The organism is Bacillus sp. z26, assembly GCF_058313635.1.
Window position 1 is genome coordinate 725,524 of the sequence record NZ_JBZFQM010000002.1, and the last position, 16,612, is coordinate 742,135.

Below are 16,612 nucleotides of genomic sequence, written 5' to 3' on the forward strand. Positions count from 1 at the left end.
ACTCGAAAGATTTCTCTCCAAATACCAATCAAAAACATTATTTTTATCCTTTTCAAGCAATTTGGTTACTTTATTATTCATTTTTCTGTATAATCCACATATAAAGAACAAATGTATTTTCAAGGAGGACAACATGAAACAATTCGGTATTTTACCAAAGATTATAGTAGCGATTACCCTCGGAATTGTGATTGGGTTGATTGGACCTGTATGGATGGTTCGTATATTTGCCACATTCAATGGACTGTTTAGCAGCTTTTTAGAATTTATTATCCCATTTATCATTATTGGATTTATTGCTTCAGGAATTGGTGTGATGGGGAAAGGTGCCGGTAAAATGCTCGGAATCACAACCGGTTTAGCTTATGTTTCCACTATACTGGCTGGTTTACTAGCCTTTATCGCAGCTAAAACATTATATCCAGTTATACTGAAGAATCAGGCAGCTCAAACCTTTTCAAATCCTGAAGAAGCTTTGGTATCTGCCTACTTTACCATTGAAATGCCTCCTGTCATGGGTGTTATGACAGCCTTGCTTGTGGCCTTTACAATTGGTTTGGGTATGGCATCAATTAAAGGGGAAGTTCTTCTGAATGTGATGGATGAATTTAAAGAGATAGTTGTTAAGGTGATCAATTCCATCATCATTCCACTTTTGCCTTTTCATATTTTCGGTATATTCGCCAACATGACTCAGGGCGGTCAAATTGCATCAATCATCAGTGTATTTGCAAAAGTATTTGTGATGATTATTGCCTTGCATTTGGTTATGTTAACTCTTCAATATACAGTAGCAGGTACGGCTTTTAAGAAAAACCCGTTTAGTATGCTAAAGACAATGTTACCAGCGTATTTTACGGCATTGGGAACACAATCTTCTGCATCTACTATTCCTGTTACGGTGGAACGTACCAAAAAAATGGGTGTAAAAAATAAAGTTGCGGAATTTACCGTTCCGCTCTTAGCTACTATTCATTTATCAGGAAGTACGATTACATTAGTCAGCTGTGCCATGGCAGTTATGTTATTACAGGGAACAGATGCCAACTTCACGCAAATGCTACCTTTTATTTTAATGCTTGGTGTTACAATGATTGCTGCACCGGGCGTACCGGGAGGAGCTGTTATGGCCGCTCTCGGTTTATTGGAATCCATGCTCGGTTTCTCTGATAATATGCTATCCCTCATGATTGCGTTATATCTTGCTCAAGATAGCTTCGGAACTGCATGCAATGTAACAGGTGATGGCGCTATATCTGCTCTTACAGATCGAATTGTTCCTGATAAAAAGGACCAACATAAAGAAAATGAATGGACCGAAAATGTAATATAAATACGGATTATCTCTTCATAAGCTAATTATTTTTAAGAAGTATTTTTATAATCTGACCCAAGCAACAAGAAATTTAGGCATAAGAAAGAGAAACCTCAGATAGCGAGGTTTCTCTTTCTTTTTAACATCACTTTCAATTATTCACTGCATCTTCGAAATATCCTCTTTATTACACCTTTATGCACGTTTCCTTAACTACCCCATATACACGCAAACCTACAAATATTAATCTTCATTTAATGGATACCACTTTATTGATATTCCTCAAGTTCTCAATCTAATTAATTTATCATCTTTATACTAAAAAAATATATTACATATACCGATATAAAGAGATGACCACTATAAACATAAGTTTTAATGAGTATTATTCACTATATATTTATAGCGCACCACTAATGGTTAAAAAAAGAGAAAATATATTTTTGAGGGGATATCTATCATGAAAGTTTCAATAACACAAAAGTTCTTATTTATTTTCATTGTATTTGCTTTAATTGTATTTAGTACACCAGATTTATATGCGAAAGTAGATGCTGCAGCTATCCAGTACAAAACCACTGACAATGTTAACTTACGCAAAGGACCATCCACCAAGCACAGTATAATCATAACGATTCCTAAAGGGAAAGTAGTTAATTACATAACGAAATCCGGTACTTGGTACAAAGTAAACTATAATGGAAAAATTGGCTTTATAAGCTCAACCTTTGTAAAAAAAGCCACGGTTTCAAAGCTAGCTATTCCATCTGCAACAGTTTTGTCTTCAACAATCTATCAAACGACGGCCAGCCTTAATTTAAGATCTGGTGCCTCCACCAAGCATAAAGTAGTCATCATGATTCCTAAAGGGAAAAACGTAACCTATCTCTCTAAATCCGGTTCTTGGTATAAAGTAAAGTATAGCAATAAGACTGGCTTTGTAAGCTCTTCCTATTTGAAAAAACCAACAACTATAGCCACATCTACTGTGAGTTACCAAACCACGGCCAATGTTAATTTAAGGACCGGCGCTTCTACCAAGCATAAAGTAGTCATCATGATTCCTAAAGGGAAAAACGTAACCTATCTCTCTAAATCCGGCTCTTGGTATAAAGTAAAGTATAACAATAAGACTGGCTTTGTAAGCTCTTCCTATTTGAAAAAACCAACCACTATAGTCACACCTACTGTGACGTATCAAACTACGGCCAATGTTAATTTAAGGACCGGCGCATCTACCAAGCATAAAGTAGTCATCATGATTCCTAAAGGGAAAAACGTAACCTACCTCTCTAAGTCCGGTTCTTGGTATAAAGTAAAGTATAGTAATAAGACTGGCTTTGTAAGCTCTTCTTATTTGAAGAAGCCTACTGCCAACGTTAAAATATCTAATTATAAATATGTTCGATACTATGATACAAATGTCCATGTTTATACAAGCAATCTAAATGCTCATTTAACAGTTTCCAAAGGGAAAGCCAATGTTCTAGAAACATTATCGTCCCTTAAAGTCCCTAATGAATTAGCCAAGACCAACATGGGCTTCTTTGATTCAAAAATGGAACATGGCGGTTTATACATGGTAAATGGTCAAGTAACAAACAATCATAAATCCAAGTACATAATTATGGAATATAAGAAGACTGGAAAAATAGATATTCGTAGTTTAGGTACCACAAATAGCACCTTAGGAGGGAACACTCTTCAAGAATTAGAGAATATGAAAAAAAATGATTATTTTGCTGTTGGCAGTTCATACTCTTTAGTACAAAACGGCAAAAAAAATCTGGCACATAGCGAATATTTTGCACTTAGCAAAAGTCGAAATCCTCGAACTTTGTTTGGTCAAACCAAAGATGGAAGATTTATTATGGCAGTGACAGATGGGCGAATCAAAGGAAGCAGTGGGTTAACAGCCAGTCAAAGTGCTGAAGTTATGTTAAAATTGGGAGCCGTTGAAGCCGTGAACTTTGATGGTGGAGGATCCAGTACCTTTTATATTGGAGGTACACTAAAGAATAAACTAGGAGAAAGTGCAAGAAGAATCGGCAGTGCCCTATTTATTACCAAGTAGGTAGAATATCATTTATAAAAACAACTCCTAATTTCTTAGATTAGGAGTTGTTTTTATTTAGAAAAAATTGGCTCAAGTATTTTTTAGGACCTATTCAATATATATTTTATTCAGTCATTGTTTCGCCTTTATAATAAAACCGGCTTCCTTTGCTTCTTTCACCGTACAAAACATTTCTTCTGCTTTTGTAAGATCATAATTTTGCTGACCAGGTATATGATAGATTCTTAATGATCCTATTAATATTCCCTTTTATAGTACAGGAAGATGTTGTTTTTATAGGCTTCCGGATTGAATCCTTTATCCGTGGCATAATTCTCTACCGACCATATGCCAATATCAAGAGCTTGGGCTTTTTTCTGAATTTCATAGAAACGATCCACATACTTTGTATTGGGTGAATATACATAGGCTACACGTGCTAATCCTTTTTCCAAAAAATGTTTCATTAAACACTTTCCCATCCACATATAGATAAACTAACAACTGCCATATTTGTCACGGCCATCACCAAGTCCTGTTTCTACTTTAATGGATTTACCGGCAGGCAACATCTTTTTAGTAAAATAGATAGAAGCCTTAGATTCATCTCATGCACGTTTTTTCAGGCAAATGATGCCCGTTAATATTACAAGAATCCCCGGAACAAACAAGGTTTTTATGAAATGAGAACCTGTCTGTGGTTTTCCTTCCACAAACATACCTTTACCTGTTACACATTCACTTGGTACTATTCGACCCATTATTTCTTTGGAAACAATGGAATTAGCTAATTGTACAGCTGAATCCTGATATTTTGAAGTCTCATAAAGGGATTCATTTGCTTTTGAATCAGCCATTATTTCATCAGTTGTACTCTTATGAGTGTCGTTCTGATATACGAGTACAGTAGATTCATTTTCTAAATTAACAGCACCAGCGATGACTGTCTGTTTTGTTAAAGTAGGTAGGCAAAAGTTCAGTAAAGAAAATATAATAGCTAAAATAAATACCCTATAACTCATATAACATCCTCCATTAATCAGAACGGCGTTTTCAGCTTCAACTCTTCTATATAATATTAATATAATAAATATTCGAAAAATAATAAACAAAATAATTATTTAATAGCGTTATAAATTATATAAATATACTAATAAATAAAAACAAACCCATAACTGAATCAATTTATTCTGGCTATTATGATAATTTTGCATATAAAAAAACCAATCCCAGTTGGAATTGGTTTTTAAGCCACTGTTGCCGTTACATATAAGAAAGTTTTAAACCACCACTTCTCCAAGTGGGTGTTCGCAAAAGCGTTCCTGCATGTCCTCCAAGTCATATAGACAGAGGCCTGTCATTCCCGCCTTTATATTAAAACTCCCTATTACAGCTTAAAGGTTAAAACTTAAATTATGCATCACGTACAATGTAGCTTGTATAAAGTATATTACTCCTCTATTCGTTTAAAAGCAATGGAGATGACTTCCAAAATGAATAAAATAAATCCTTGGTTTCAAGAAGAATTATGTATTCTATATAATCCGAACATCTATTACTTTAAATTAACACAAAAAGTGCTATTATCAATTTTACTTTTACAAAACGGATTTTATGTAGAGTAAATGAACACAAAATTTTACATTTATTATTTATATTAGTATTATTAACCTATAATCATTAAACTATTATCTATTTATGGAGTGGTTTGGTTGTCATTAATACGTATGATGTCTTCCCAAGAACTGAAAGATTGCATAAAAATCTTGAAAGAAAGTGTGACCGAGAACGTCTTTGAATATGGATACTATCACGAAAGAACTCAGCAAGCCAGCAAAAGACTTGAAATTTATAAATATTACTACGAAAAAACATTGGATATCAAAGACTAATTTGCCATTATAGGAGCTGAATGATACATCAAGATTTTAAATGGAGTCGATATTTTCTTTACTTTATCTCAAGAATCGTATCCTTACATTATTTGATCTCTTTAAATAATACTTAACGAAAAATCAAGCATATCAGCCTATTATCTCTGTTAGGCCCCTTTTCAAATCTCTAAATTTAAATGGATACCCAGCTTGTACAAGCCTTTCAGGAATTACCCAGCGGCTTTTTAAAACAAGCTCCTCCTCGGTCCTAATAATGACTGCCCCTGCTTTAAGCATCCACGCCGGAGTAGGAAAGCCAAATTACCCTATTCATACTGTTTTACGCAGGCTGGCCATTAATTCACGGTATCTGATTGGACATGGTGATGAGCAATTATATACTCCATCCAGATCTTCTCTCTCCATTAGAAAAACGACAATTTGAAATAAATCCTCAATTAATCATTTCATTTGTTTACCAATATACTCTAGGTACATTTCTACAACATTATAATCATAATGCTGATAAAGCGTTCGTGTGCCCACTGCATCTTCTATTTCGTTAAATAAGAATTCGCCATCCCGGTCGACGAGAAAATCAATCCCTACAAAATCAAAATCAAGAATTCCACTTATTTTACCCACTAATTTCCTTTGGCTTTGAGACAAACTATAGCGCTCAGCCATCCCACCAAGTGAAAAATTGGATTTGAACTGGCTTTTGGAATACCGCTTAACAGATCCAATAATCTCTCTTCCTAACAAGAAGACCCTCACATCAACCCCAGGATTATTACATAATTCCTGCAGGATAACTTCATCCGCTTCATACTTCTGCATATGTTCAGTTAATTCTGTTTGACTATTTACTTTATAGACTTCCGTACCCCCATATCCTCGATTGCTCTTTAAAATAACTGGATAGTTTAATGCGGACTGTATACCAGCAGAAGGAATCACCGTCCTTACTGATTTAATCCCCTGGCTGTTTATCATTTGATGCGTTTTAGCTTTATTGTTACAAACTTCTGTCACCCTGTAGTTATTAAAGACTCTGCAGCCCATCAGTTCAAAATGAAGACTGATTTGACTATTCCGGCTTCGATTAATAACGAAATCAGGCCGAAGCAAAATTCTATCACCCTTATAAACGGATAATTTCCCATCTTCAATCATTAAACTCAGATTCTCGGTGAAAACAATCTGAATATCCAGATTATACTTGTTGCCATTCTGAATAAATTGATTGGCAAACCATTGATTTTTTTTGTAGTCTTCTTTTTTATAGATAAGCAACCCTTTATACATGCCACACCTTCTGCAAAATATGATCGAATATATGCCCAGTCACATCAATTCCTGTGCAATCATAAATGTTTTTAATATGTGCATTTGAATTTATTTCACAAAGGATTGGTTCCCCCTCTTCGCCGAACAAAAGATCTACCCCCGTAAAATCAGCACCAATAATCCGGCTTGCCAGAATCGCCAGATCTTCAAATTCCTTAGGCGGTTCAAATTCATGCATCTTTCCACCATTCGTTACATTTGCTCGAAAATCATTTTCAGAAGTACGCAGCATGGAAGCAACCGCTTTGTCACCTACTACATGTATTCTTACATCTTTCCCTTTGCTGCTTTGTATGAATTCCTGATATAGATGGGGTCTCAGAAGTAACTCTTTTCTCTTTTCTAGTAATTCTCTGCGATTATTTACCAGGTGTACCTGTTCACCAAATGATCCGAAAGCTTCTTTCACCACCATTGGATAGGTAAGTTCTCTTTCGAGGAAATCAATAAATGAGTGATCCAATTCGGGTGATTCCAAGAAAACCAAAGGGGAAAAAATGGTTTTTGGTAACTTGACTGAATGATTAGCCAGAGCCTGGAAGGTCATGATTTTATCATCACATGCTTCTACTACTGATGCTTTGTTAAATAAGCGATAACCCAATTGCTCCAATTGTTTTGCCAACCGTACATCTTTATCTAAAAACAGAATAAAATCCGGCTTTTCATACTGATTTTCTGTTTTAATGATTGTCTGATTTTGTTCGATAACAGAAAAAATATCCGAGTTTTTAATTAAATCGAGTATAATCCCTTTTTCTGCAGCTGTTTGTTTATACCAATCATGGATTTCTATAAATTTGGAAGATAATAAGCTTCCATTATAGACTAACCATCCATACATTCTTTCCATCTGAGGATGCTCCTTATTATGTAATTCGTTTGTTTCATTATAGCAAAACCCTATCTATGAAGTATTTCTCATAAAACTAAATAGTACAAAGCAACTATCTATTTTTTTTCATATGATGAAGTATTCTCAAATTGTTTTTAAAATAAAAGTACACTCAAGGGGTTATTCCACATGAATAGACTGCTGATTCACTCTGATTTTGAAAAGGATTTTCATCTTCCAAGGTGGCTGGTAAAGGCATATCAACACTGGACGTCCATCGTCAGCGACCAACACTTTCCGTGTCACTTTGGGGTGAAAGCAGAACGGGATGGACACTTACGGTATACGTATTGTGAAAATCATGATTTTTCATCCCTTCCCCAAACGCTTGCAACATTTCTTGAGTTCTCAAAGACAAACCCCACTATACGGCATGCATTAGTCTTATTCGTACAACCCGAACCGCATAACCTGGATTTCAACTATTACAACGCTTATTTTTGGAATGTCTTATCTTATCTGCATGAACAGGATATCAAAAAGTGGCCAGATGAGTACCCTATGGATCCACATGATTCGAATTGGGAGTTTGTTTTCAATGGGGAGCCCATTTTTGTATCTGGTAATGCTCCTTTTTATCAAAATCGAATTACCAGAAATTTAGGAGATTGTTTGATTATGATTTTTCAGCCACGAAGAATTTTTTCTAATATTTCCCACAACACTCCTCATGGAAAAAAAGCGATGGAACTTATCCGAAGAAAAGTTGAAGAAATCGAAAGTATACCATTTCATCCAGACTTAGGCGGATATGAAGATCAAACTAAAAGGGAATGGAAACAATACTTAATTACAGATGATACAAATCCAATCAGAGGGAATTGCCCGATGAGGGAGACACTTTTATCAAAATGCAAACAAAAGCTAGAAAAGGAAAAACCATGCTGAATGCATGGTTTTCTTGATTTCATATGATTAACCTCTTATATTATATACACAACAAAAGTGTTCCTTTGATTTTTCTGCATCGCTATCTATCAAGGTCCATTTCTAAGAAGACCTTGACCATTGCTCCCAAAAACTCTTTATAAGCCTTAGTTCTTCGAAATTTTTATTATTATTTCGGCTATCAGAATCGTATGAAAGATAGAAACGAATAATGAAATTTTCTTGGCTTTATCATGATTAGAGTATCTTTATTAAAGTAGTTTCACCCTATAGGGAATATTTGGCATTACTTCATGTTATCGTCACAATGGTTCAAAATCGGGACATGGGACAGACAAGTAAAGGCCGCTCAGGCCTTTACTTCATTAACATATTCTCTGAATTAATTGTTCACTATTATTTTTAGGTGAATTTACTTCTGTACTCACTTCAAATGCTTCCATCCATTCAGGGTTAAATGGTTGTAAATACTGAGTTAATAATTGGGAATCCCGTATCTTTGGATCCAGCCAATTTCGTTCATCATCAGGTTTAAGGATAACCGGCATCCGGTCATGTATAGACGAGGTCAACTCATTTGATGATGTAGTGATAATTGTACACGTATAGACAGCTTGTCCTTCAGGTGATTTCCATGACTCCCACAAACCGGCCATTCCAAAAGGTTCGCCACTTTTCAGTTTAATCCGCATCGGGATTTTACGGTCAGGTGTCTGCTGCCATTCATAATAGGAATCAGCCACAATAAGGCAGCGTTTGTTTTGATAGGCTTTTCGAAAACTTGGCTTTTCTGCGAGTGTCTCCGATCGGGCGTTAATCAGTTTATATCCAATTTTTTCATCCTTTGCCCACGGTGGGATAAGCCCCCATCGCAAATAGCCTAATCGGTTTTTTGATCCGTCATTGATGACTGCAACGATCCTTTGGGATGGGGCTATATTATAACTAATCTGGTAATCCATCTCGTCAAACGAAGAATCAATATGGAATCGTTCCATAATTGTTTCAAATGTCGAAAACAATGTAAATCTCCCACACATATCATCACCTCAGAGCCATTATAACAGTCCCGGTATACTTAAACCAAAAAGGCACCCACTTGGGCACCTATTTAATAATTAAAAACTTAATACTTTTTAGCCAAAGCTTTATTCGCATTGTTAACATCGTTTTTAATCAATGCACTTAAATCATAAGCAGGATACATATTGTTTTTAGCCATGTACTTAAAAACCTGGCTATGTAGATCAATAACACCATTCAGTTGATTTGTTAATGTAGTTTTCAATACAGGTGTAGCCGTTTCAGTGATTGCAATCGCATAATTTCGTATTAAACTTTTTGTTAACCCCAAAAGATTCCCTGCATAGAATCCGGCATCCTGTTGATCTCTTTCATCCTCATCCCTTTGTGGTGCTCTTGGAAAGTACTGCAGCAACTCTTTAATATATCTTTCCATAACTTTAATAGCGGTAAGATATAAATTTTTCAGTTCTTGATTTGGTACATCTCTGACCTTCATTTTCAATCCTATTAAGGCATTTGATTCAAAGGCTATTAACTCGTGTAGTTCAAGTGTTTCATGGTATGCCAATGTGTTAGCCAATCAATCATCCCCTCCTTTTTTCCTTCAAGAAGAATATATGATTATATAGCTCGTCACTTTCCATTTTTTATTATGGTCAAATTTCACAAAATATTACTGCATGAACTATATTTAAAGGCATAAAATACATACCTATACATTTACTTATTTAGTTGGGAGTATATCTTAATTAGATAGAAGAGATATCTTACTTTGTCTATCAGTGTCTGATTGTTAATTCTTAAACAGACTCACCACAACAAAACAGAACAAACATTCGTTTTTTCGTTGCATAGAAAACGTACGTTCGCATATAATAGGTATAGGAGGTGACTTAATGAATAATTTAGTTAGAAGCATGCACGAACACATTCCTGTTGATATTATATATGTCTCCAATCAAAATATATTTACAAAGAGACGCATCTTGGTCAAATCAATGGATGACAAACTTATACGGGCCTATTGTTTCCATAGAAAACTTTATCGAACATTTAAAAAAGAGCAAATCCTATCTACCCAGCTTATTTATTGTTCAAAACAATCTTCCTAATAAAAAAAGAAGAGGTATCCCCCTTCTCTCTTAGCCTATCATCTCTTCATGATCAATATCTTGAATTTCACTTTCGGAGAGGGACTCCTCTTTATCACGCTGGCGATGAGCTAATCTGGAAGAGGCACTTGCGGCAATTGCGGCGACCATATCATCAAGAAAAGTATTTACTCCCCTGCCCTCTTTCTTCGTATCTAAATATCGTATGATCCCCAATTTATTCTTATCAAGGTGACCAAATGTTGTGAGTCCAATACTTCCATATCCAAGAACGGCGCCAAACGCAAGCGTCTCATCCACACCAAAAAGAGACTCATCAGATTCTACAATGGATTGTAATGGTTCTGACAGCATTCCCCTTTCAGCTAAACGATCTAGTTCAATCCCTACAAGAAGTGCATGCTGAATTTCACGTTTCATCAGGACACGCTCTACACTGTATATACACTCTTCCAATGTCAAGCCTTCATTATAAGGAAATTGCATCTCATAAACAATTTCCGCAATTGCCTCCATTGATACCCCTCTGCTTTGTAAGGCGAGCTTAGCCGCATTTGTTACAGTTTTACTATGTACACGATTTTTCATCTATTTTTACTCCTTTATTACTCTTTTCTTCATTATAACATCTGAATCTTCGCAATTTAACAAATTTAAGATTATTATTCAAAGGATAAATTATGCTAAAATAAACCTTATAAGAATACAGAGGTGAAGCCATTGGCATTAAGTACTGGATCAATTAAAGGAATGTCTTTTTATAGTAAAGAATTAAATGAGGATCTTGAACTCCTTGTATATGTACCTTCCACCTTCTCCCAACTATATAAGTACTCTGTACTGATAGCACAGGATGGGAAAGATTATTTCCAAATGGGAAAAATCGGACGAGTTGCAGATGAGCTATTGGCAAAAGAAGAGATTGAAAATATCATTATTATAGGGGTCCCGTATAAGAATATCGATGACCGCTGGAATAAGTATCATCCTGATGGTCATAAGCATGCTGCCTATAAAAGATTTCTTGCTCACGAGCTAGTACCTTTTATAGATGCCAAATATCCCACCTATCAAATGGGGATGGGCCGAGCCTTAATCGGGGACTCTCTCGCGGCGACAGTTTCGTTAATGACAGCTCTCGATTATCCCAATACATTTGGCAAAATCGCTTTGCATTCCCCACTCGTAAACGAGACTGTATTATCAGCAGTGAATACTTTTGAGTACCCACACTTAATGCAGATCTACCATACGATCGGGAAAAACGAAAGACAGGTGCAGACTTCCAAAACAGGAATTATGGATTTTTTGGGACCGAATCAGGAACTGAATTTATTAATTGAAGGTAAAGGTTTTCCTTCCTTTTACGAGGAGATTGATGGGAATCATACATGGAAAGCATGGCAGTCAGATATGAAAAGGACGATCACCTGGCTCTACCACACACCAGAACCAGTTAGTTAATTTATTGAATATTTGTTATAATAATGTAATATCAAATTCTACAATATAAGACAGGGGGTTCTTCCATGAATTTTGGCATTGCTATTTTTCCTTCCAAACAAATGCAAGATGTTGTTAACTCATACAGAAAGCGTTACGATTCACATTACTCTACTATTCCACCACACGTCACATTAAAAGCCAGTTTCACAACCACAGAGGAAAAAATCAAGGAAGTATCTGCAAAACTTAAGGAAGTCTCAGGCAAACACGAACCTTTTACCTTAAAGATCTTAAAAGCCAGCACCTTTCAACCAGTTAATAATGTCATTTATTTAAAAGTTGATCCTACCCTGGAATTAATTGCTCTTCATGAAGATTTACACAACGAATTCCTGGGCAAAGAAAAGGAATATAAATTCGTTCCCCATATTACCATAGGCCAAGATCTATCTGACAAGGAACATAATGATATTCTTGGGCAATTGAGCCTGATGAAATTTGAACATGAAGAAGTAGTTGAGCAATTCCATCTCCTCTATCAAACAGAAAACGGAGCATGGAAAGTCTATGAAACTTACCAATTAGGAAAGGGAAATTAACCTCTATGAACATCGAGATTGTATCAGAACAACCAGAAATGGAAAAAGTATTTTCCGTACGAACACAGGTCTTTGTAAATGAACAAAATGTACCGGAAGAAGAAGAAATTGATCATTTAGAAGAGGAATCTACGCACTTTCTCGTAACTGATGATGAAGGAAACCCTACAGGAGCCGGTCGTTTCCGAGTGGTTGACGGCTACGGGAAAGTCGAAAGGATTTGTGTCTTGCCGGATTACCGCTCAAAAGGCGTGGGCCACGCACTTATGAAAGCGATTGAACAATTTGCTTTATCTCAACAAATTGAAATCCTTAAATTAAATGCTCAAAATCAGGCAATCCCTTTTTATGAAAAACTGGGGTATGCCATTACCTCTGAAGAATTTATGGATGCAGGCATCCCTCATCACGCTATGAAGAAACATATTTAAGACTGCAGCTGGCTAAAATGCCACTGCAGTCTTTATTATTTATATACATGATTTTGCTTTCGAAAAACTAAACGTAAGCAGACTAAAAAGCAGTACATTTCTAGAGGAAATAAACTGCTTTAAGAATTACCTTTAATTTTGAATATTTTCATTAAATGCTTTCATTCACAAACTGGCCGATTCCTGTCACTTCTACAGCGGTTTTTTCAACTACATCCATCGGGATATTGTTGTTATGCATGTGATTTGAAGAAAACTGGAAATCTGCACTGTTCTTTTCCTCAAGTGTATCATGATCATTATTCTTATCACGGAATTTGATTGGTTTTATAGGTTTAAAACGAGTGATTGTGTCCTTCGCCAGTTTCTCTGCTGCAATTGTTCTATTTGTATATTGTATGTATTCATATTGTGTTACTGGACTTATGTATCCCATTCTTTTTCCACCTCACTTTTCCACTTTTACTTTTATTACCCAATTTCCACAGGAATAAACAACTATCCGCTTTTGTATTATGTGATTCGATTTGATAAGATGATATTTGTCTGTCGTGATTAAAATTTTTTATATAAATGAGGAATATGATGAAAACAGCTAATTGGAAAAACGAATCTATCTCTTTACTGACATGGCCGAAGGAGGCATTTGGTCGTATTCATGAAGCTGGTAAAAATGGTGAACTTCAATGTGATTATTGTGGTCAACCTGTCTATATGTATCTTGGAATTCATGAAGAGCCGTATTTTACTCATCGCGATTCTTCACGGCCACCATGTGTGGAACAAACTGAGAAAACGAATCTGGCAGTGAATGAGGCTTCCGTGGAATATGGTGGATTTCGTCTACCACAATCAAGGTCCATTATCGATTGTACGGAAGTATCCATTTGGCAAGGTCCAAAGTCCATCACGAATCTGCCTGTATATAATGAAAAGCATTTACCGGGGGTGCATAACTGCCATCCCTTTATCAGCATATTGAAGGAACACGGATGGTTGCTGGATGATCAACAAGCGAGCGCTGTCACTACGGATGCAAAGCATTTACTTGTACTTGCAGGTGCGGGCAGCGGAAAAACTCGTGTTTTAACCGCTCGTACAGCCTTCTTACTAATAGAAAAACAAGCACATCCCAAATCGGTGATGCTTGTTACCTTTACATCGAAAGCAGCTGCCGAAATGAAAAAACGGCTGCAACAAATGCCTGGCGTCACACCATACATGCTGAAGGATGTATTTACAGGCACCTTTCATTCTATTTTTTATCGAATTCTTTTACGGCATGAACCTCAAAAATGGCATTCAAGTAAATTGATAAAATTTGATGGAGAAAAAGAATATGTTCTAAAAATGGCTGCTTCAGAATTAGGAATCGATGAACGAGAATTTGCATTTGATCAGGCATTGCAGCAGATTAGCAGATGGAAAAATGATCTCCTCTCTCCTCAGGATGTTCATCCAACTGATGACTGGGATTTCAGCTGCCTGGAACTTTATAAAAAATATGAATCTTATAAAGAAATAAACGGTAAATTTGATTTTGATGATATGCAAACCGGCTGTTATCAGCTTTTGAAGGAAAATAAAGAAGTGCTGGATTTATATCACAATCGGTTTAAACACTTTTTAGTTGATGAATTCCAGGATATTAATAAAGTACAATATGAGATTGTTAAACTACTTGCTGCGAAAGCAGAATATGCTTGTTTTGTAGGAGATGATGATCAGGCAATCTATTCATTCCGTGGCAGTGATTCAGCTTTTTTGCATAATTTAAAGCTCGATTACACCTATCTTGAAACAATTATTTTAACGGCTAATTACCGCTCTGGTCATAAAATTATCCAAACGGCCAACAAAATTGTATCGCAAAATAAAGTTCGGACACCTAAAAAAATGGTTGCGACACATGACCAATCCCCATCGCCGGTTTTGTTTCATCCATTCGATGAAGAATCTGAAGCAATCATGATTATGACTGACATGACCGAAAAAATAAGGAATGGAGCTAAACCTGACGATTTTGCAATTCTTTATCGTACCAATACAATGAGCCGTGCTATTTTTGAAAAACTTGCATCTTCGAGTCTTCCATTCCGTGTCGATCAAGACTATGACTCCTTTTATACTAGAAAGACCGTACGCAGTATACTTGCTTTTATGAAAGCGAGTATAAATCCAGATGACCCTGGAATGCTGCAGGATTTATTGCCGCCGCTGTATTTAAAAAAGTCGGCAGTTCAGGACGCCAAGGCCCTATCTATCTTAAATGATTGTTCATTGCTCGAGGCACTGCGTTTTATCAACAATTTAAAACCATTTCAAAAGCGGGCAATAGATAAAGCTGTTTCCGTTATTGGTTTACTTAAGGATCTATCCCCCTCAACTGCTATCGAAATGATTGAAAAGGAACTCGGCTTTCAAGCTTACCTCAAAAAACGGGGCGAAGAAGGAAATAAAATGGACAAAGGATCAGATGATATTAAAGATACAAAAATTGCAGCAAGACGATTCGATTCCGTTGAAGACTTTATTCTGCATGCTGACCATATGTCAGCCATGGCAAAAGAAATTAAAACGATATCCAGGGAAACCTTAAATGCCATCCAACTGAGCACAATCCACCGTTCAAAAGGCCTTGAATATAAATATGTTTATATCCTTGGCTGTGTAGATGGAAATATGCCACATGATTATGCTCTCGAATCCTGGCGTGACGGAGACCGTAAACCTTTGGAGGAAGAAAGACGTTTATTATATGTAGCTGTGACACGCGCACGCGAGGGTTTATATCTATCCATACCGGAATATAGAAGGTCAAAGCGGGCAAGAGCTTCACGTTTCTTATCCATTTTAAAAGGGGAGCCATCTTACAAAGAAGCATTGATTTCCAAATAGCCAGGAATGCAGGCTTGGATAATTAGAAAACAGAATAAGCTTCCTATGTAAAGGTGGCTCCTTTACTCTTATTTTTTATTATTCATCATATTGGCAATTGTATTGAAATCCAGTGATTTCCCATCTTTTATGATGGATTGAACCAACTGATCCTCTACATCCTTCGGTACAGGTTTATTGGCAATTTGCGATACCCTCTTAATGACACCGCGGACTGTTCTTTCATCTTTAAAATTTGCATTTTGTAAGGAATTAGCCAATTCCATTACATCTTTCATATTTACGCCAGTTTTCTTCTCCATATTTTTAAAGAATCCGTTATCCATATTTCCGCCTCCTTCTCGTTACAACTATAATATGAGTGTTGCTCTAGAAATGTGAACCTCTTTTCTCCATGCAAGAAAGAGATTCAGACCAAGCTGAATCCCTTGCTTTCATTTACCAGTTGTAAATGTGTGATTATTGTATTGGCACAGAAGAGGTTTTAAGGCCTCTTCTTTGTACTTTCATTATTAGCAGAAGCTAGCGCCAACAATAATTAACAAGATAAATAGTACAACGATTAGGACGAAAGTAGATCCATAACCACCACCGTAGTTACCGCCGCCACCGTATCCATAGCCGCCGCAGTTACCACCGCCGCCGCCGTATCCATAACAACCAAACATGTAAGTCACCTCGCTTTCGCTTAGTACACTCATAACATATGTCAAAAGTGTTTC

20 protein-coding genes and 1 other RNA gene are annotated in these 16,612 nt (G+C 36.3%); 8 read left to right on the top strand and 13 right to left on the bottom strand.

The features are described from left to right. The first annotated feature begins 133 nt into the window (after nucleotides 1-133). The gene (locus AC4G3K_RS08655) at nucleotides 134-1,333 is read left to right on the top strand and encodes a dicarboxylate/amino acid:cation symporter (protein WP_491133057.1); all 1,200 of its coding nucleotides are present in this window, start codon (nucleotides 134-136) and stop codon (nucleotides 1,331-1,333) included. Nucleotides 1,334-1,775: 442 nt separating this feature from the next. Beyond that, nucleotides 1,776-3,389, top strand: coding sequence for an SH3 domain-containing protein (locus AC4G3K_RS08660; protein ID WP_491133058.1), 1,614 nt, complete (start codon nucleotides 1,776-1,778; stop codon nucleotides 3,387-3,389). A 114-nt stretch (nucleotides 3,390-3,503) separates the two neighbouring features. Here AC4G3K_RS08660 and AC4G3K_RS08665 read toward each other — a convergent pair whose 3' ends face one another. From AC4G3K_RS08665 to ssrS, 4 genes are all read right to left on the bottom strand, one after another. Beyond that, a complete protein-coding gene (locus tag AC4G3K_RS08665) occupies nucleotides 3,504-3,635 on the bottom strand; it encodes a sunset domain-containing protein (protein ID WP_491133251.1) in 132 nt (43 codons plus the stop codon). Beyond that, nucleotides 3,629-3,838 carry a thermonuclease family protein gene (locus AC4G3K_RS08670; protein WP_491133060.1) on the bottom strand — a complete coding sequence of 70 codons (210 nt, stop codon included), beginning with the start codon at nucleotides 3,836-3,838 and terminating at the stop codon, nucleotides 3,629-3,631. Before AC4G3K_RS08670 ends, AC4G3K_RS08665 begins: the two co-directional genes overlap by 7 nt. 141 nt (nucleotides 3,839-3,979) lie before the next feature. Beyond that, the gene (locus AC4G3K_RS08675) at nucleotides 3,980-4,393 is read right to left on the bottom strand and encodes a hypothetical protein (RefSeq protein WP_491133061.1); all 414 of its coding nucleotides are present in this window, start codon (nucleotides 4,391-4,393) and stop codon (nucleotides 3,980-3,982) included. A gap of 222 nt (nucleotides 4,394-4,615) precedes the next feature. Next, a non-coding RNA gene (ssrS, locus tag AC4G3K_RS08680) (6S RNA) lies at nucleotides 4,616-4,812 on the bottom strand. Between the two features lie 271 nt (nucleotides 4,813-5,083). Between ssrS and AC4G3K_RS08685 the strand changes: the two genes are divergently transcribed. Further along, complete coding sequence (locus tag AC4G3K_RS08685; RefSeq protein ID WP_491076576.1) at nucleotides 5,084-5,263, top strand: hypothetical protein; 180 nt, start codon at nucleotides 5,084-5,086, stop codon at nucleotides 5,261-5,263. A gap of 132 nt (nucleotides 5,264-5,395) precedes the next feature. On the opposite strand, the gene AC4G3K_RS08690 is transcribed toward AC4G3K_RS08685, so the two are convergent. The 3 genes from AC4G3K_RS08690 to AC4G3K_RS08700 form a co-directional block, all read right to left on the bottom strand. Then, nucleotides 5,396-5,542: a DUF1731 domain-containing protein gene (locus tag AC4G3K_RS08690; protein WP_491076575.1), complete on the bottom strand. Its 147-nt coding sequence runs from the start codon at nucleotides 5,540-5,542 to the stop codon at nucleotides 5,396-5,398. 165 nt (nucleotides 5,543-5,707) lie between these two features. Continuing rightward, nucleotides 5,708-6,553 (bottom strand): ATP-grasp domain-containing protein, encoded by an 846-nt coding sequence (locus tag AC4G3K_RS08695; RefSeq protein WP_491133063.1) that lies wholly within the window; start codon nucleotides 6,551-6,553, stop codon nucleotides 5,708-5,710. Further along, nucleotides 6,546-7,448: an ATP-grasp domain-containing protein gene (locus AC4G3K_RS08700; protein ID WP_491133064.1), complete on the bottom strand. Its 903-nt coding sequence runs from the start codon at nucleotides 7,446-7,448 to the stop codon at nucleotides 6,546-6,548. Before AC4G3K_RS08700 ends, AC4G3K_RS08695 begins: the two co-directional genes overlap by 8 nt. Nucleotides 7,449-7,619: 171 nt before the next feature. Here AC4G3K_RS08700 and AC4G3K_RS08705 point away from each other — a divergent pair, with 171 nt between their 5' ends. Next, nucleotides 7,620-8,378 carry a YqcI/YcgG family protein gene (locus tag AC4G3K_RS08705; RefSeq protein ID WP_491133066.1) on the top strand — a complete coding sequence of 253 codons (759 nt, stop codon included), beginning with the start codon at nucleotides 7,620-7,622 and terminating at the stop codon, nucleotides 8,376-8,378. Nucleotides 8,379-8,743: 365 nt separating this feature from the next. On the opposite strand, the gene AC4G3K_RS08710 is transcribed toward AC4G3K_RS08705, so the two are convergent. The 3 genes from AC4G3K_RS08710 to AC4G3K_RS08720 all read right to left on the bottom strand — a co-directional run bounded on the left by AC4G3K_RS08710 (nucleotide 8,744) and on the right by AC4G3K_RS08720 (nucleotide 11,104). After that, entirely contained in the window at nucleotides 8,744-9,418 is a 675-nt protein-coding gene (locus AC4G3K_RS08710; protein WP_491133067.1) for an SOS response-associated peptidase, read from the bottom strand. Nucleotides 9,419-9,504: 86 nt separating this feature from the next. Then, nucleotides 9,505-9,984 carry a spore coat protein gene (locus tag AC4G3K_RS08715; protein ID WP_491076570.1) on the bottom strand — a complete coding sequence of 160 codons (480 nt, stop codon included), beginning with the start codon at nucleotides 9,982-9,984 and terminating at the stop codon, nucleotides 9,505-9,507. Nucleotides 9,985-10,546: 562 nt separating this feature from the next. Continuing rightward, entirely contained in the window at nucleotides 10,547-11,104 is a 558-nt protein-coding gene (locus AC4G3K_RS08720; protein ID WP_491076569.1) for a phosphatidylglycerophosphatase A family protein, read from the bottom strand. Between the two features lie 132 nt (nucleotides 11,105-11,236). Here AC4G3K_RS08720 and AC4G3K_RS08725 point away from each other — a divergent pair, with 132 nt between their 5' ends. The 3 genes from AC4G3K_RS08725 (at nucleotide 11,237) to AC4G3K_RS08735 (ending at nucleotide 12,992) form a co-directional block, all read left to right on the top strand. Next, complete coding sequence (locus tag AC4G3K_RS08725) at nucleotides 11,237-11,980, top strand: alpha/beta hydrolase (protein WP_491076568.1); 744 nt, start codon at nucleotides 11,237-11,239, stop codon at nucleotides 11,978-11,980. Nucleotides 11,981-12,045: 65 nt separating this feature from the next. After that, nucleotides 12,046-12,561 carry a 2'-5' RNA ligase family protein gene (locus AC4G3K_RS08730; protein WP_491133069.1) on the top strand — a complete coding sequence of 172 codons (516 nt, stop codon included), beginning with the start codon at nucleotides 12,046-12,048 and terminating at the stop codon, nucleotides 12,559-12,561. A gap of 5 nt (nucleotides 12,562-12,566) precedes the next feature. Beyond that, on the top strand, nucleotides 12,567-12,992 hold the full coding sequence (locus AC4G3K_RS08735; protein WP_491076566.1) for a GNAT family N-acetyltransferase: 426 nt from the start codon (nucleotides 12,567-12,569) through the stop codon (nucleotides 12,990-12,992). 151 nt (nucleotides 12,993-13,143) lie between these two features. On the opposite strand, the gene AC4G3K_RS08740 is transcribed toward AC4G3K_RS08735, so the two are convergent. Next, the gene (locus tag AC4G3K_RS08740; protein WP_491076565.1) at nucleotides 13,144-13,428 is read right to left on the bottom strand and encodes a hypothetical protein; all 285 of its coding nucleotides are present in this window, start codon (nucleotides 13,426-13,428) and stop codon (nucleotides 13,144-13,146) included. Nucleotides 13,429-13,577: 149 nt separating this feature from the next. Between AC4G3K_RS08740 and AC4G3K_RS08745 the strand changes: the two genes are divergently transcribed. Beyond that, on the top strand, nucleotides 13,578-15,890 hold the full coding sequence (locus AC4G3K_RS08745; RefSeq protein ID WP_491133071.1) for a UvrD-helicase domain-containing protein: 2,313 nt from the start codon (nucleotides 13,578-13,580) through the stop codon (nucleotides 15,888-15,890). Nucleotides 15,891-15,958: 68 nt separating this feature from the next. Here the strand turns inward: AC4G3K_RS08745 and spoVIF are convergent, their stop codons facing one another. Together spoVIF and AC4G3K_RS08755 are read right to left on the bottom strand one after the other, a co-directional pair. Beyond that, on the bottom strand, nucleotides 15,959-16,216 hold the full coding sequence (spoVIF, locus tag AC4G3K_RS08750; RefSeq protein ID WP_491076563.1) for a sporulation-specific transcription regulator SpoVIF: 258 nt from the start codon (nucleotides 16,214-16,216) through the stop codon (nucleotides 15,959-15,961). Nucleotides 16,217-16,402: 186 nt separating this feature from the next. Beyond that, on the bottom strand, nucleotides 16,403-16,558 hold the full coding sequence (locus AC4G3K_RS08755; protein ID WP_491133073.1) for a YjcZ family sporulation protein: 156 nt from the start codon (nucleotides 16,556-16,558) through the stop codon (nucleotides 16,403-16,405). Nucleotides 16,559-16,612 lie beyond the last annotated feature (54 nt).